At 62.8% G+C, this 15459-nt stretch carries 16 protein-coding genes, 1 other RNA gene and 1 pseudogene; 12 read left to right on the top strand and 6 right to left on the bottom strand.

Annotated features, from left to right (window positions below):
• Nucleotides 1–38: 38 nt before the first annotated feature.
• The 3 genes from ENJ54_05670 to ENJ54_05660 all read left to right on the top strand — a co-directional run bounded on the left by ENJ54_05670 (nt 39) and on the right by ENJ54_05660 (nt 2900).
• Entirely contained in the window at nt 39–797 is a 759-nt protein-coding gene (locus ENJ54_05670; protein HFC09323.1) for a DUF541 domain-containing protein, read from the top strand.
• Between the two features lie 152 nt (nt 798–949).
• Complete coding sequence (locus ENJ54_05665) at nt 950–2206, top strand: hypothetical protein (GenBank protein ID HFC09322.1); 1257 nt, start codon at nt 950–952, stop codon at nt 2204–2206.
• A 40-nt stretch (nt 2207–2246) separates the two neighbouring features.
• Nucleotides 2247–2900: a DedA family protein gene (locus tag ENJ54_05660; protein ID HFC09321.1), complete on the top strand. Its 654-nt coding sequence runs from the start codon at nt 2247–2249 to the stop codon at nt 2898–2900.
• Between the two features lie 277 nt (nt 2901–3177).
• Here the strand turns inward: ENJ54_05660 and ENJ54_05655 are convergent.
• A pseudogene (locus ENJ54_05655) lies at nt 3178–4284 on the bottom strand (S1 RNA-binding domain-containing protein).
• A 372-nt stretch (nt 4285–4656) separates the two neighbouring features.
• Here ENJ54_05655 and ENJ54_05650 point away from each other — a divergent pair.
• From ENJ54_05650 to ENJ54_05615, 8 genes are all read left to right on the top strand, one after another.
• Complete coding sequence (locus tag ENJ54_05650; GenBank protein ID HFC09320.1) at nt 4657–5769, top strand: magnesium chelatase; 1113 nt, start codon at nt 4657–4659, stop codon at nt 5767–5769.
• 38 nt (nt 5770–5807) lie between these two features.
• Nucleotides 5808–6725, top strand: a complete 918-nt coding sequence (locus ENJ54_05645) for a VWA domain-containing protein (GenBank protein ID HFC09319.1) — start codon at nt 5808–5810, stop codon at nt 6723–6725.
• Between the two features lie 27 nt (nt 6726–6752).
• Nucleotides 6753–7466: a glycosyltransferase family 2 protein gene (locus ENJ54_05640; GenBank protein HFC09318.1), complete on the top strand. Its 714-nt coding sequence runs from the start codon at nt 6753–6755 to the stop codon at nt 7464–7466.
• Between the two features lie 59 nt (nt 7467–7525).
• Entirely contained in the window at nt 7526–8170 is a 645-nt protein-coding gene (locus ENJ54_05635; GenBank protein ID HFC09317.1) for a cyclase family protein, read from the top strand.
• Between the two features lie 61 nt (nt 8171–8231).
• Nucleotides 8232–9209: a 3'(2'),5'-bisphosphate nucleotidase gene (locus tag ENJ54_05630; GenBank protein HFC09316.1), complete on the top strand. Its 978-nt coding sequence runs from the start codon at nt 8232–8234 to the stop codon at nt 9207–9209.
• 24 nt (nt 9210–9233) lie between these two features.
• Nucleotides 9234–10790, top strand: coding sequence for a hypothetical protein (locus ENJ54_05625; protein HFC09315.1), 1557 nt, complete (start codon nt 9234–9236; stop codon nt 10788–10790).
• Between the two features lie 46 nt (nt 10791–10836).
• Nucleotides 10837–11391, top strand: coding sequence for a sigma-70 family RNA polymerase sigma factor (locus ENJ54_05620; protein HFC09314.1), 555 nt, complete (start codon nt 10837–10839; stop codon nt 11389–11391).
• Nucleotides 11384–12877: a hypothetical protein gene (locus tag ENJ54_05615; protein ID HFC09313.1), complete on the top strand. Its 1494-nt coding sequence runs from the start codon at nt 11384–11386 to the stop codon at nt 12875–12877. Before ENJ54_05620 ends, ENJ54_05615 begins: the two co-directional genes overlap by 8 nt.
• A 210-nt stretch (nt 12878–13087) precedes the next feature.
• On the opposite strand, the gene ffs is transcribed toward ENJ54_05615, so the two are convergent.
• Together ffs and ENJ54_05605 are read right to left on the bottom strand one after the other, a co-directional pair.
• An RNA gene (gene ffs, locus ENJ54_05610) (signal recognition particle sRNA small type) lies at nt 13088–13187 on the bottom strand.
• A gap of 84 nt (nt 13188–13271) precedes the next feature.
• Complete coding sequence (locus tag ENJ54_05605; protein HFC09312.1) at nt 13272–13625, bottom strand: cupin domain-containing protein; 354 nt, start codon at nt 13623–13625, stop codon at nt 13272–13274.
• A gap of 29 nt (nt 13626–13654) precedes the next feature.
• Between ENJ54_05605 and ENJ54_05600 the strand changes: the two genes are divergently transcribed.
• Entirely contained in the window at nt 13655–13762 is a 108-nt protein-coding gene (locus tag ENJ54_05600) for a phosphotransferase (GenBank protein ID HFC09311.1), read from the top strand.
• Here ENJ54_05600 and ENJ54_05595 read toward each other — a convergent pair.
• Genes ENJ54_05595 through ENJ54_05585 form a run of 3 tightly spaced genes read right to left on the bottom strand, consistent with a single transcriptional unit; the run spans nt 13725 to nt 15433 of the window.
• Nucleotides 13725–14648, bottom strand: a complete 924-nt coding sequence (locus ENJ54_05595; protein HFC09310.1) for a hypothetical protein — start codon at nt 14646–14648, stop codon at nt 13725–13727. The two genes, ENJ54_05600 and ENJ54_05595, sit on opposite strands and share 38 nt — an antisense overlap.
• Complete coding sequence (locus ENJ54_05590; protein ID HFC09309.1) at nt 14573–15043, bottom strand: NUDIX domain-containing protein; 471 nt, start codon at nt 15041–15043, stop codon at nt 14573–14575. The genes ENJ54_05595 and ENJ54_05590 overlap by 76 nt, the downstream gene beginning before the upstream one ends.
• Nucleotides 15044–15052: 9 nt before the next feature.
• Nucleotides 15053–15433 (bottom strand): diacylglycerol kinase family protein, encoded by a 381-nt coding sequence (locus ENJ54_05585; GenBank protein ID HFC09308.1) that lies wholly within the window; start codon nt 15431–15433, stop codon nt 15053–15055.
• Between the last annotated feature and the right edge of the window lie 26 nt (nt 15434–15459).

The following is a 15459-nucleotide window of genomic DNA, read 5'->3' as shown; positions in this document are numbered from 1 at the left end:
CTCACAAGAATACCGGAACCCTTTTCAGGAGGTGTCTTATGTCCAAGCAATGGATGGCAGGAATCGCTGCAGGCGTTGTCGTGCTGGCGTTAGCCTTCGCTGCGGCGGTGGGGGCGTTTTCTCATCGCGTGCAGGCTGCGCCCTTGCCGGAAGCCACGAACTGCCCCCCGCAACGCACCATCACGGTCAGTGGGCAGGCCTCGGTGACGGCCACGCCCGACGTGGCCTACATTACTGTGGGTGTGCACACCCAGGCCAGGCAGGCGGCCGATGCCCTCAGCGCCAACAACGCCCAGGCCGCCAAAGTGTATCAAACCCTGGGGCAGTTCGGCATTGAAAAGAAAGACATCCGCACCACTTCGGTGTCCCTCTACCAGCGCGAAGAGCGGGATAAGAACGGCAAGGTCATTGCCCGCTACTATGTGGTGGACAACACCATGCAGATCACCGTGCGCAACCTGGACAAGTTAGGGCAGGTGCTGGACGCCGTGGTGCAAAACGGCGCGAACCGCCTGCAGGGCATCCGCTTTGATGTCAGCGACCGGGCGGCCTTGCTGGAGCAGGCGCGGCTGGAAGCCGTGAAGCAGGGCAAGGCGCAGGCGGCAGCCATTGCCGAAGCCGCAGGGGCAAAACTGGGTGAGGTGCAGACCATTTCGTTCCAGAGTTTGGTGCAGCCTGTGGAACGGGCTGAGGTGATGATGGCTGCGCCGAAAGCCGCGGGTGAAGTGCCGGTCAGTGGAGGCCAGTTGACCGTGACGGCGACGGTTTCGATGGTGTTTGCACTGACTTCGCCGTAGGACGGCATGCCACGTCGCGGCGCTGCCGGTCGTGGTGTGGCAGGCTTACTTCTCCCTCGTAGGGCGGGATGCCATCCCGCCCTACGACGACGCCTGGGGGGTGCGGTAAAATCGTGGCAGACCTTTGCCCTTTCTGGAAAAGGAAGTTGCCGATGAGAGCCTTCCGTTTGCTCATTGCTCACCACCTGGGGCGCTGGCTGATGGCCGCAGGAATTGCGGTGCTGTTGGGCGCCTGTGCGCCTGCCACACCCCCTGCCACGCCGTCGCCAACCCCGCTTCCTCCGCCGACCGCTGCCCCGGCCGCCACGCCCACACCGACGCCTGTGCCCACCATTCCCTGCCGCGCTTCGCGGCAAGGCGTTTCACCGGCGCGTGAGGCCCAGGAATATCTGACCGCTTACGACCACATTCTCGGCAATCCCCAGCAGGCGGCGGTGTTTCTGGTGGTGTATAGCGATTTCCAATGCACTTCGTGCGCTGCACTCGCGCCGGTGTTGCGGCATGTGCAGCAGGCGCATTCGCAAGAGGTTGTGCTGGTTTTCCGCCATTTCCCGCTGCTCAACCTGCACGACAAGGCTGCCCTGGCTGCTCAGGCTGCCGAAGCCGCGGCCCGTCAGGGCAAGTTCTGGGAGATGCACGACCTGCTCTTCGCCGAACAGACGCGGTGGACGGGGATGGACGGCAAGGCTTTCCTGGCTGACCTGCAAAATGCGGCTCAACGCCTGGGGCTGGACACCAACCGTTTTCAGCACGACCTGCAAAGCCAGGAGATTCGCGACCTGATACAGCGCGCCTGGCAAAACGGCATCAACCACAACCTGCCCGCCGTGCCCATGCTCTACATCAACACCCAACTTTACACCGGCCCGCTGGATTTCAAGGATCTGGATGCGGTGGTGCGGCTGAAGATTTTGGAAGCCCACCAGTTTCACGCCTGCCCCCCGCGAGCCATTTCGCCCGATGCGAAGGTGGAAGCCGACCTGCTCACCACCCGCGGCGTGGTCACGCTGCGGCTCTTCCCTGATCAGGCCCCCGCGGCCGTCAACAGTTTCGCTTTCCTGGCTGCTCACGGGTGGTACGACAACAGCCCGATTCTGGAAGCCACGGCCGACCTCGTCCGCACGGGCGATCCTTCCGGCACCGGCTACGGGAATGCGGGGTATACTTTCGGGCTGGAAATTGCCCCCGATTTGAAATTCGACCATCCCGGCGTGGTTGCCCTTTACAGCGCGGGCGGCGAAACGAACAGCAGCCAGTTCTTCATCACTTTGAAAGCCTTGCCGCAGTATGATGGGCACGCGACGATTTTTGGGGAGGTGGTGACGGGGATGGATGTGGTGCGCGCGTTGACCGTGGGTGACCACCTGTTGAGCGTTAAAATTCGGCTCAATGGTGCGCATTGGCCGTAATGTGCTATAATGCCGCTCATCTTGTTTCAAGGAAGGGACGATGAACTGGCTTCAGTTTGTGATTGATGTTTTTCTGCACCTCGACAAGCACCTTGCCACGGTGCTGCAAACGTTCGGCGGCTGGACGTACGCGCTGTTGTTCTTCACGCTCTTTCTGGAAACCGGCTTTGTGGTGACGCCTTTTTTGCCCGGCGATTCGCTGCTTTTTGCCGCGGGCACGTTTGCCGCCCTGGGCGACCTCAACCTGGCGCTGTTGTTCCTCGTGATGGCCTCGGGCGCGATTTTGGGCGATACGGTCAATTACTGGGTGGGGCATTTCATTGGCCCTCGGGCATTTTCAGGTGAAATCAAATACCTCAAAAAAGAGCACCTCGACCGTACGCACGAGTTTTATGAGAAGTACGGCGGTTTTGCCGTTGTGGTGGGGCGCTTTGTGCCGATTGTGCGCACGTTCGTGCCTTTTGTGGCGGGCATTGGCACCATGACTTATAGCCACTTCATCACGTACAACGTCTTGGGGGCGGTGGCATGGACGGGCTTGTTCCTGGGACTGGGTTATTTCTTTGGGAACATTCCGGTGGTGAAAGACAACTTTAGTCTGGTGATCATCGGCATCATTGCGGTCTCGGTGTTGCCGGGCGTGTGGGAATATTACAAAGCCTGGCGGGCGCGCCGCGGCGCGGCAGCGAAGTAAGGTTTTCCATCCGGGCCATTCAAAAAAAAGCGCACCCTTCGCGGGTGCGCTTGTGTTTGTTTGGGGGAAGGTGCGGGTGGCGTTATTCGCTCGCCGCTTCCTCGCTGGCTTCGGTTTCTTCTTCCGCCCTGGCCTCTGCTTCGGCTTCGGGCGCTTCGACTTCGGCTTCGGGGGCGGCTTCTTCTGCTGGGGCTTCGGCAGCCTCGGCTTCGGCGGCCTCGCCTTCCTGCAAGATGCCTTCCAGCACCTCTTCGGCTTCTTCCATTGCAAGCCGCAGGTCAAGGTCGGCGTAGGCGAGGGAATCCACCTTCTTCAGGCTCAGGCCGATGCGGCGGCGCTCAGGGTCGATGCGCACGATGCGCAGGGTGACCTCGTCGCCCTCGTGGACGACCTCACGCGGGTGCTCTACATGCTGGGTGCTCAGTTCGGAAATGTGAATCAGCCCTTCCAGGCCGTTTTCCAGGCGAGCAAAGGCGCCGAACTTTTCCAACCGGGTGATAACCGCGTTGACCAGCATGCCTTCGCGCAGCCCCTTGGTCTTCTGCTTCCAGGGGTCTTCCTGCAACTGACGGATGGAGAGACCGATGCGCTTGCGCTCGCGATCGACCTCGATGACCTTGACGGTGACTTCCTGGCCGACTTTGAGCACGTCGCTGGCCTTGCCCACGCGCTCCCACGAGATTTCGGAGAGGTGCACCAGGCCGTCGGCACCGTCGATGTTGACGAAAGCGCCGAAGTTGGTCAGGCTGGTCACGCGTCCGGTACGCACATCGCCCACCTGGAGGGTTTCCAGCAGTTGCTCTTTGAGCACTTCGCGCGATTCGCGGGCCGCGGCGCGTTCCGAGAGGATGAGCCGACGGCGCTCGCGATCTACCTCAATGACCCGGACGGCGATGGGCTGCCCGATGAGGGCCTTCCAGGCTTCCAGGTCTTTGTCGGGGCGTCCACCGCCCACCGAAAGCCGCCGCTCTCGGCTGACTTGCGAAGCAGGAATGAAGCCGCGCAACCGCCCGAAGCGCACGACCAAACCGCCTTTGTTGACCCCGGCAACAGTGCCGTGGAAAGTTTCCTTGCTGTCGCGCATCCGCTCGGCTTCGTCCCAGTCTTTGGCTTCTAAGGCGCGGGTGTACGACAACTTGGCCGTGCCGTCGCTATCTACCGAAACCACATAGACCGAAATTTCGTTCCCGATTTGGATTGCCGCACTTTCTTCTTCGCTCAAGCGTTCCAGGTCTCGCTTGGGGATGACGCCTTCGGATTTCGCGCCAATGCCGACCAGAACTTCGTTATCGGTGATGCTGGTGATGACGCCTGTGCGAATTTCCCCCGCTTTGGGAAACTCCAGGGAAAAGCCTTCTGCTTCCAGAAGGTCTTCCATGGTCATTTGGGGTTCTTCTTCGTGTGCTTCTGGTGCTGTGGGTTCAGGTGCAACCTCCTGCCCCGTAGGGGCTTCATTCCATTCCATAAGACCAACTCCGTTGTTGAAAGATGGGGTAATTATAACAGGTGATGAGAAAAGTTGGCAACCTTTGTGGTATAACTGCGGAAGCACGGCATAGCAGAGGTGCAGTGCGATGATTTCTATATCGGGGCGCGCACAGCGGCTTCCCGGGCTGTTGTCGCGAGCGGTGGCAAGCCGTTGAAGTGGTTTTCCGCAACGCATGATGCCGATTGGAGCTTTTGAAGCCCTCGCCGCGAGAGAGTGGCCGGGGGTGGCTGTGGGGTGCCCGATAATCTTTCTCTCAAAGGATGTTGTGTGACGGCGATTTTTCCTTTTACAGCGATTGTCAATCAGGAACGCATGAAGCGCGCCTTGATTTTGAACGCCATTGACCAGCGGATTGGGGGCGTGCTCATTCGCGGCGAGCGCGGCACGGCCAAGTCTACCGCGGCGCGGGCACTGGCCGCCTTACTGCCCCAGGTCAAGGTGGTGAAGGGCTGCCGCTTTGGCTGTGACCCCGACCAGCCGGAAACCTGGTGCACTGAGTGCCAGGCGCGCGCCGAGGCCGGGGAAGACCTGGCGCACCAGTGGGTCTGGAAGCCGGTGCCTTTTGTCAACCTGCCGGTTTCGGCCACGGAAGACCGCGTGGTGGGCACCCTGGATATCGAGCGCGCCATCCAGCGCGGCGAGCGCCATTTCGAGCCGGGGGTGCTGGCCGCCGCCAATCGGGGCATTCTTTACATTGACGAAGTCAACCTGCTGGACGACCACGTGGTCGACCTGTTGCTCGACGCTGCCGCGATGGGCGTCAACATCGTCGAGCGGGAAGGCATTTCCTTCTGGCATCCGGCGCGCTTCATCCTCGTGGGCACGATGAACCCCGAAGAGGGCGACCTGCGCCCGCAGTTGCTCGACCGCTTTGCCCTGGCGGTAGACATCCGCGGCGTGAGCGACCCGGCCCAGCGGGTGGAAATCATCGAGCGCAACATTGCTTTCGAAGCCTCGCCGGAAGGCTTCCGCGAGGCATGGCAGCCGCATGAAAAGGTGCTGGCCGAACGCATCGTGCGCGCCCGTGAACTGTTGCCCAATGTGACTTATACCAGCCGCGACCTGCTCACGATTGCCACTTTCACCGCTTCCCTGGGCGTGGACGGCCACCGCGCCGACATGGTCATCCTCAAGGCGGCGCGGGCGCAGGCGGCTTACGAAGGCCGCACGGCCATTACCACCGACGACATCATGCTGGCGGCGGAACTGGCGTTGCCGCACCGCCTCAAGCGCACGCCCCTCGGCCAGAGCGAAGTGACCTTTGCAGAATTGCAAGAGCGGCTCAACGAACTGGTCGGCCAGCGGGAAAGCCAGCCTTCCACCACGCCAAGACGGCATCGGCAGGAGGCCGAAAAGGCAAAAAAAGTCCTCGGGGCGTGACGGCCGACGGCGGGGCGCAGCCTGCCGCCGCCGACAGCCTGCGCGCCGCGCCGCAAGAGGTCTTCCAGACCGGCGACGGGCGCTGGTGGGAAGGCGGCCAGCGCAGCGGCCTCGTTCAGCAAGCAGCGCTCACGCCCCATACCCTCACCACACCGCAAGATGCCCGCACCCGCCGCCAAAGCGGTCGCCGCTCGCAAACCCTCACCGACCGCAAAAGCGGGCGCTACATTCGGGCGCGCGTGCCCCGCGGCAAAGTGACCGACCTTGCTTTCGATGCCACCGTGCGCGCGGCGGCGCCGTACCAACAGGAACGCCGTGCCCACGCACCCGCAGACGCCCCCGCGCTCATCCTCAAACCCCACGACCTGCGCGAAAAGGTGCGCGTCCGCAAGGCGGCCAACCTCATTCTCTTCGTGGTCGATGCTTCCTGGTCGATGGCGGTGGCCGAGCGCATGGCCGCGACGAAAGGGGCGATTTTCTCGCTGCTCACCGATGCCTACCAGCACCGTGACCGGGTGGGGCTGATCGTTTTCCAGAAAAACCGCGCCACGCTGGTGCTGCCGCCTACCCATTCGGTGGACCTGGCCTCGCGGGCGCTGCAAAACATCCCCATTGGCGGGAAAACGCCGCTCTCGGCAGGGTTGCTGCTGGCCTATGAAGTGCTGCGGCGCGAAAAAGTGGCGCATCCCGACGTCCGTCCGCTGCTGATTGTGCTCACCGACGGCGCGGCCAATGTGGCTATCAACCCTGACGTGCCGCCGCTGGAAGAAGCCTACACCATCGCCGAGCAGATTGCCGCCGAAGGCATTCAGAGCCTGGTGCTCAACATGGAAGTCGCCGAATTTGACCAGGGCTATGCTCGCGCGCTGGCCGAGCACCTCAAAGCCCCCTGCCGCACTCTGGCCGACCTGCGCGCCGAAACCCTCTACACCACGGTGCGCGCGGCTTTGAGTTGATCTCTGACAACGTTTTCGAGGAGTTCTATGGCTGAAACGCAATCCAACCACACCGTCACCGTGGTCATTCCGGCCTACAACGAGGAAGAGACCATTCGCGACATTTTGCAGCAGGTGGCCGCGACCGGCATCCCCACCGAAATTGTCGTGGTGGATGACGGCTCGACCGACCGCACCCGCGAGATTTTGCGGGCACTGGAAGCCAGCGGCGAAATTCCCCACCTCAAGGTCTACTACCACGAGAGGAACCAGGGCAAAGGCGCGGCGCTGCGCACCGGCTTCCGGCATGCCACCGGCGACCTGATCATCATTCAGGACGCCGACCTGGAATACGACCCCCGCCATTACCCCCAACTGCTGCAGCCCATTTACGAAGGCAAGGCCGATGTGGTCTATGGTTCGCGCTTTCTGGGCGCGCCGCGGCGGCCGATTCTTTTCTGGAACATGGTCGCCAACAAAATCCTCACGCTGATTACCAACATCCTTTACAACACCATCCTTTCCGATATGGAAACCGGCTACAAGGTGTTCAAGCGTGAAGTGGTGGCTGATATGCCCTTACATGCTCGCAGTTTCGATTTCGAGCCGGAATTCACCGCCAAGGTGCTCAAGCGCGGCTACCGCATTTTCGAGGTGCCAATAGCCTTCAACCCGCGCGACTACACCGAAGGCAAGAAAATCAAAGCCCACGATGGTATCATCGCCTTGTGGACGCTGTTGAAATACCGTTTCGTGGATTGACCCCCGACTATCCGACCACCCGACTATCTGACTACCCGACTATCTAACCACCTTGACCCATGTCTAAAATCTACGATGTCACCATTCCCATTGCCCCGGGGCACATGCCTGTTTGGCCGGGCGACCCCGAGCCGGTGCTGGAACGCTTCCTCAGGATGGAAGACGGCCACGACGCCAATGTGTCGCGCCTGGCGGCGTGCGTGCACCTGGGCACTCATGTGGATGCGCCTTACCATTTTCTGGCCGAAGGCGCAACGGTGGAAACCCTGCCGCTGGGCGCCTTGACAGGCAAGGCCTATGTGGTCGACCTGACGGGGCTGGAAGGCCACATTACCGCCGCGGCGCTGGCAGCCGCTCACCTGCCTGCCGATGCCGAGCGCGTGCTTTTCAAAACGCGTAACTCGCGCTGGTGGGCGCGGGGCGATACGGCCTTCCACACCGATTTCGTGGCCCTGACCGCCGACGCAGCGGAATACCTGGTGGCCCGCGGCGTGCGGCTGGTGGGGGTGGATTACCTTTCGGTGGCGCCTTACGACGACCCCGTGCCCACGCACCGCATTTTGCTGGGGGCGGGCGTGGTGGTCATCGAAACCCTGGATCTTTCGGGGGTGCCCGCGGGCGCTTACACGCTTTACTGCCTGCCGCTCAAACTGGTGGGCAGCGAAGGTGCGCCGGCGCGCGTGATTCTGACGGCGGGGCAATGAGCCACACGCGCCTGCTGAGGAGGATGCTGTGAACGACGTCACGCTTTGTGAAGCCTTCCCGCTGCAACAACGGCGGGAAGAGGCCTGTTTTGCAGCCGCCGCAGCGCGGCAGGCGGGGCTGCTGGTGCGCCGCATTCAGCGCGACCTGGCCGCCGAAGCCTTTGCCAAATCCGACCGCTCGCCGGTGACCGTGGCCGACTTTGCCGCCCAGGCGGTGGTGGCCGCCATGTTGGGGGAAGCCTTCCCCGGTGAGGCGCTGGTGGCCGAAGAGGCCGCCGCGGCTTTGCGCACCGCCGACCATGCCGCTGTCGCGGCCAAGGTGGCCGAATATGTGCGCACGGTGCGGCCCGGCGTGGATGACGAGGCGGTGCTGGCGTGGATTGACCGCGGCGCAGCCCCTGCCGAGGGGCGTTTTTGGGTGCTCGACCCCATTGACGGCACCAAAGGCTTCCTGCGGGGCGGCCAGTATGCGGTGGCCTTTGCCCTGGTGGAAGACGGCCAGGTGCAGGTGGGGGTGCTGGCCTGCCCCGAACTTTCGCTGGAAGGCGCGCCGGGCGGCTGCCTGGCCGTGGCGGTGCGCGGGGGCGGGGCCTGGCTGGGGGCTTTGGATGCCCCCGTAGCCTGGCGGCGTTTGCGGGTTTCTGGGGAAACCGACCCGGCCAGGGCGCGAGTGCTGCGTTCCTTTGAGGACGCGCATACCAACGGTGCGCAAATCGAGGCCGTGATGCAGGCTTTGGGCAGCGCCGCCGAGCCGGTACGGATGGACAGCCAGGCCAAGTATGCCGTGCTGGCGGCCGGCGGTGCGGAGGTGTATTTGCGTTTGCCTACGGCCGACCGCCCCGATTATCGGGAAAAGATTTGGGACCAGGCTGCCGGGGCGTTGGTGGTGCAAGAGGCCGGCGGCACGGTCACCGACATGGAAGGCCGCCCCCTCGATTTCAGCCGCGGCCGTCGGTTAGAGGCCAACCGCGGGGTGGTGGCGACCAACGGCGTGCTGCACGCGGCAGTATTGGATGCGCTGCGGGCCGTGGGCGTGTGATGCCTTGGGGCTGTAGGGCATGAAATGGTGTTTTTGAGCGCTGTGAAGCGTTTTCTTGCCCGCTACCGCTGGGAAGCAGTGGCGTTGTTGCTCAGCGTGCTGGCTGTGGCCGGCTCGTTGTGGGTTTCGGCGCACGTTTACGAGCGCCTGCCCCATCTGGAAGATGAAATTGCCTATTGGTGGCAGGCCGAAGTGGCGGCTCACGGCCAACTGACCGTGCCCAGCCCGCCGGGCGACCCGCAAAGTTTCTTGGTGCCCTTTGTGGTCGATTGGCACGGGCGGCGGTTTGGCAAATATCCCCTGGGGTGGCCGGTGGTGCTGGGGCTGGCGATGCGGTTGGGCTGCGCCGCGTGTGCGAATGCTTTGCTGGCTGGGCTGGCTGTGTGGCTGACTTTCAGGCTGGGCGCGGCGCTCTGGCGGCCCGAGGTTGGCGTGTTGGCCGCCGCGCTGACGCTGACTTCGCCTTTTTTCTGGCTGAACAGCGGCTCGCTGCTTTCGCATCCGTTGGAGTTGGCACTGAGCGCGGCTTTTGCGCTTTTGTGGGCGCGGCTGGCGCGGCATGATGGCGCGCCGCCTCCGGCTTTCCTGCCCTGGCTGACGGGGGCGACTTTGGGGGCGCTGGCGTTGACCCGCCCCTGGACGGCGGTGGGCGTGGCGCTGCCTTTTGCTTTGCACGGCCTCTGGCTGCTGTGGCGCGGCACGCCCCGGCAGCGAAAGGCTGTGCTGGCCGTGGGCGTTACGGCCGCGGGGGTGGCTTCGCTGCATTTCGCCTGGCAATGGGCGCTTACCGGCGACCCCTTGCGGAACCCTTACACCCTTTGGTGGCCTTACGATAAAATTGGCTTTGGCCCGGGCCACGGGCGTTACGGCCATACGCTTCACATGGGGTGGATCAACACCCGTTTCAGCCTGCAGGTGGGCATGGGCGATCTGTTCGGGTGGGGTCGCTTTTCGTGGATTTTCCTGCCTTTGGGCCTCTGGGCCGTGCGGCGTGATGTGCTTGCCTGGCCTGTGCTGGGGGTGTTTCCCTCTTTGGTGGTGGTGTATCTCGCTTATTGGGTGGGGGCCTGGTTGTTTGGCCCGCGATATTACTACGAAGGGTTGTATAGCCTGACCTTGCTGACTGCCACCGGTATTTTCTGGCTGGCAGGTTGGCCGCTCAAGCGGGGGAAGGCACCATCGCCGCGGACGCCGCGTAGCCGTTGGGCTTTCCTGCGGGGGGCGATGGTGGCCGGCATGTTGGCCTTCCTGGTGATTGCCAACGCCCGGTGGTATTTGCCGCCTCGCCTGCAAATGATGCACGGCCTTTACGGCATTAGCCGAGAGCGGCTGGCGCCTTTCCTGACGCCGGAAGCCCAGGCCCTGACCCCTGCTGTGGTTTTTGTTCATACCGAGCATTGGATGCCTTACGGTGCGCTGCTTACGCTGGAAGACCCGTGGCTGACCACTCCGTTCATTTTCGCGTGGAGCCGCGGGCCGCGCGCCGATGCCCGGGTGCGGGCGGCTTTTCCTCAGCGGCGGGTGATTCGGTACAATCCCCGCTTCCCTTATCATTTTGTGCTCATCGTACCTTCAGGTTAGCCGTATCCTTTGCCCTTTTGGGGCGTCATAGAGAGTAGGAAGGCCTATGGCTGCAAACAATGAGGCTCAATGGTTGGCGGCAGCGCGTGCATGGGATATGGACGCTCTGGCTGCCATCTACGACGCTTACAGCCCACTGTTGTATCGCTACGCCATGCGTTTTTTAGGCGATCAAGATGTTGCCGAGGAATGTGTGGCCGAAACGTTCGCCCGGTTTTTGCAGGCGCTGCGAAATGGCGGTGGGCCGAAGACGCATCTCAAAGCATATTTGTATCGGGTGGCGCACAACTGGATCACCGACTATTATCGTCGCCAGCCGCCCCCCGAAGTGAACGTCGATGACCTGGCGCACGCGCTGAGCAGCGATGAGCAGACGTTGAGCAGTCAGGTGCTTTTACAGGAAGAGCAGCAGCGGGTGCGTGCGGCGCTGCGGCTGCTCACCCCGGAACAACGGCAGGTGATTGTGCTCCGATTTTTGGAGGAGTGGTCGCTCAAAGAAGTCGCCGAGGTGATGCAGAAACCGGTCGGAGCAGTCAAAGCCTTGCAGCACCGAGCCCTGGCTGCGTTGCGAAGGATTTTGGAGGAGGAACCCCATGAGTGAATTGGACCCCCGCCTGCGGAAACAACTGGCTGCTTTGCAGAATGTGCCCCCGCGCGACCCGCGGCGGGCAGCAGAGGGGCGCGCCCGGTTTCTGCAGATGGCGGCGGAAATGAAACCCGAAAAATTGCCCGAGCAGGCCGTATCCTCTGGGCTGTTTTGGCGTCTCAAGAAGTGGATTCAGCCAAAACCCCAATTGCGAAAGGAGGGCCTGAAAATGGTCAACATTTTAGTAGCAGCCCTGATGGCAATCAGTGTCATCTTCGGCGGCGGCGCAGCCGCAGCCTACGCGTCGCAGGACGCATTGCCTGGGGATACTTTGTACCCCGTGAAAGAGGTGGTCGAACAAGCCGAACTGGCATTCACCACCAATCCGCAAGCGAAGGCCGAACTGCACCTGGAATTTGCCCAGGAACGCGCGGCCGAGATTCAAACCCTGGTGGCGGAAGGCCGCACCGACATGATCCCGCAGGCGACGCAGAACATGGCCGAGCACCTGCAGGCCGCTGAGCAGATTGCCGAGCAAATGGCCCAGCGAGGCCAGGCCGATGCAGCCGCCCGGGTGGCTGTGATGACCGATGTCGCTGCCCAAATGCTGCGGCAAGCGGAAGCCCATGCCGACGAGCATAGTAAGCAAGCCTTGCAAGTAGCGTTGCAGCACACTGAAGAAGCGCAGATGCGGGCAATGGAAGCCTACGCCGAAGCCGAGCGCCACGCCACGCAGGCTGAGAAACAGGCTCAGGAACAGGCTGGCGAGATGCAACAGGAAGCCGCCCAGCAGGGTGAAGAGGCCGCCAAGCAGGCCGAGCAGCACGCTGGTGAAGCCATGAGCGCAGCGGGCAGCCATGCCGAAGGCGAGATCTTCAAAGTGGAAGGCACCGTGGAAAGCATCGACGGCAACACCTGGGTCGTGAACGGGAAGAGCGTGGTGGTCCCCGAAGACGCCAAAGTGAAAGGCGATGTGCAGGTCGGTGATATGGTCGAAGTGCACGGCTATGTTGACCCCGATGGGCAGGCCATGGTAGTGCAGGCCAAGGTCATCCCTCAGACCGAGGGCAACCAGGAAACCCACCAGGGTGAGATGAAGCAGGTGATCACTTTCCAGGGCGTGGTCGAAGCCCAGAACGCTGACCAGTGGGTGGTCGCCGGGCGGACCCTCAACATCACCGAAGACACGAAGATTCAGGGTCAGATCGTGCCGGGTGACCGGGTGATGGTGGTCGCTGAGGCCGAAAGCGACGGCAGCCTGAACGCCAAAGCCATCAACTTCATGAGCCGCCAGGAGCAAAACACCAACCGCTACGAAGAACAAAATGGTCAGCCCACCATGAGCCCGGAATCCACCGAGACGATGGAAGAGCAGACCGAGACCCCGGAACCTACTGAAACGATGGAGCCGACCGAGACTCCGGAACCGCCCTTCATGTGGGGCATGGGCAACCCTACCGCCACCCCTGAAGGTGAGCACGAACACGAAGGCAACCACTAATCTCTATCACGCTTGAAAATGCAACAGCGCCCTCTCAGCCGAGAGGGCGCTGTGTGTTTGTTTTATAAGAGCCTGTCGAAATGCCCGAGAGGGGCTGGGGAGTGTCGAAGCCAGCCGCAGCAGGCTTTGGAGATGACGGTGTTCCCTTCACCTGTTCCCTCAGAGGGCCTGTAATGGGATCGCCGTGGGGTTTCGATTGACGTCAAAGCCCCCGAGCAGGCAACCCGACGGCACCCAACGGAACCTCCTTAGGGCTGCTTCCTCTCGGACCTGACCCGGTTCGGAGGGCGTTGCCGCGTCGGACCCACTCGGGGACGCCCCAAGCATACCGCGACCGGGCGGGTTTTGTCAAATCCCCCGCCTTGAAGCCGCAGGTTGGGGCTGGGTTCAGAATTTATTCCAGAATTTTGATTTCGTCGGGCAGGTTGGGCACCAGGCAGAGGAAGACAAAGTCTTCGCTGCCGATGTTTTCGTAAGAGTGCGGCACGCCAGCGGGGATGAACACCACATCGCCGGCATGCACTTCGTAGGTTTCGTTGCCCAAGGTAATGCGGGCGTGCCCTTGAAGGACGTACTGTTCATGCTCCACCGCGTTGGTGTGCCGGGGCATGCCGCCGCCGGGCTTCATGGTGAAGCGCCGCATGGCGAAGTGCGGCCCTTCTTCGGGAGAAATCAGAATCTGGATGGTGGTGTCCTTGCCGGCGTTGACGGGTTGGTAGGGGACTTCATGAGCATGTTTGACGGGCATGGGGTTTCCTCCGGAAATCAGGGTGCAGGGTGCAAGATGCAAGATGCAAGATGCAAGATGCAGGTTGCAGGGTGCAAGATGCAGGTTGCAGGTTGCAGGTCAGGATGCAGCGACAAGTTGTTGCCACCATTGCTTGAGCAAGAGGGCGTCTTCTTCCAGCACAGGGCTTTCGCATAAAATGCGCCCCGCGGCGTCGAAATCTTTGAGGGCGCGGAAGATAGCCTGCACGTCCAGGTCGGCTTCCTCAAATTTGAGGTGGTTGCGCTCGCCTTTGGGGCCGTATTCGATGCCCGAAAGGTGGATGTGCAGATGGCGTAAGGCGTCAGCGCCGAGGGCGTTGCCGTAGGCTTCCAGCACGCGGGCCCACTCGTCGTAGGAATTCATGCTGCCGTCGCCGGGGCGGGCATGCAGGTGGGCGAAATCGAGGCAAGGGGCCACGCTGGGCACGGCCTGGCTCATCGCGAGGGTGTCTTCCACCGAGCCGATGACCGCGCTTTTGCCCATGGTTTCCGGGCGCAGGGTGACTTCCACGCCCATCTCGCGCAGTTCGGCAGCCACGGCTTCCAGGCGGGCGATGGCCTTGGGCAGCACCTCAGCGGGCGGGCGGCCAAAGTACGAACCCGGGTGGAACACAATATCGGTCGCACCGGCCAGGAAGCCGTAATAAGCGGCGTCCATCAGCCGCTTGCGCGATTTCGGCCATTCTTCGTCGTCGGCGTTGAGGTTGATGAAGTAGGGCGCGTGCACGCTGAGCGCGACGTCGTGCTCGGCGGCGGTGGCTTTGATGGCGGCGCAGGTTTTTTCGCTCACGCGCACGGCGCGCACCCAGCCGAGTTCCAGTGCGTCGAGGCCGAGTTCGCGCAGGCGCAAAATCGCACCTACGCTGCCGCCGGGCTTTTTCGGCGCCGATTTGGGCGTGCCCACGGTGCCAAAACGGAAAGAAAGGGTCATGCGTGACCTCCAGCGTGAAAAGGGGCGGGGGGCAGGTGGCGGGCCCAGGCCGCGCGGGCGCGGCGTACCCATTCCCGCTCGGGCTCAAAACTCAGTATCTCTTCGGCAGTTTCCCACGAGACCCAGCGAGGGATGAACTGGCTTTCGGCCGCGGTGTCCGGTTCGGTGGGGCCTTCCCGCAGGAAGAGGAAATAGTGCTCTTCGCGCACCCACGTGCGGCCCTGGTAGGGGAAGGCTACCCGCTGCGTGCCGAGGTCGGCCAGCAGGCGAAGGCGTTGGAAGCCGCTTTCTTCGGCGATTTCCCGCAGCGCGGTTTGCAAAGGGGCTTCACCGGGGTCGATGTGGCCTTTCGGCAGGCGGATTTCGCCGCGTGCGGGGCGTTCCAGTACCAGCACTTCTTGCGAGGGGCGGACGATGACGCCGCCAGCCGCGCGGTAATCGAGGGGGAGAGCGTCTGAAGAAGGCATGGGCTTTTCTCAAGGCAGGAAGGCGGCCAGGCGGTGCCACAAGGGTGGCCCCAGCACCAACAGGCCGATGACCACAGCCCCACTGGCGGCCAGCAGCACGCTGGCGGCGGCGGTGTCTTTGGCAGCTTTGGCAGTGGGGTGGACTTCGGGCGAAACCAGGTCGACCAGGGCTTCGAGCGCGGTGTTGCCTGCTTCGGCGGCCCACACGACGGTGATGGCAGCGGCCAGCAGCGCCCATGAGCGCGCCTCTAAGCGCAGCCATAGCCCCAGCGCCACCACGCCCACCGTGGCCGCGGCATGGATGCGCGCGTTGGGCTGGGTGTGCAGCAGGTAGCCCAGCCCCTCGAAGGCGTGGCGGAAGGCCTGGATTCGGGAAGGCGTTTTAGACATGCGTGTGTGGTCAGAAGCCGCCCGAC

This window comes from Chloroflexota bacterium (genome assembly GCA_011322445.1).
GTDB lineage: Bacteria > Chloroflexota > Anaerolineae > Anaerolineales > DRMV01 > DRMV01.
Note: the sequence above shows the minus strand (reverse complement) of the source record. Positions and strands in the feature narration are given on the sequence as shown.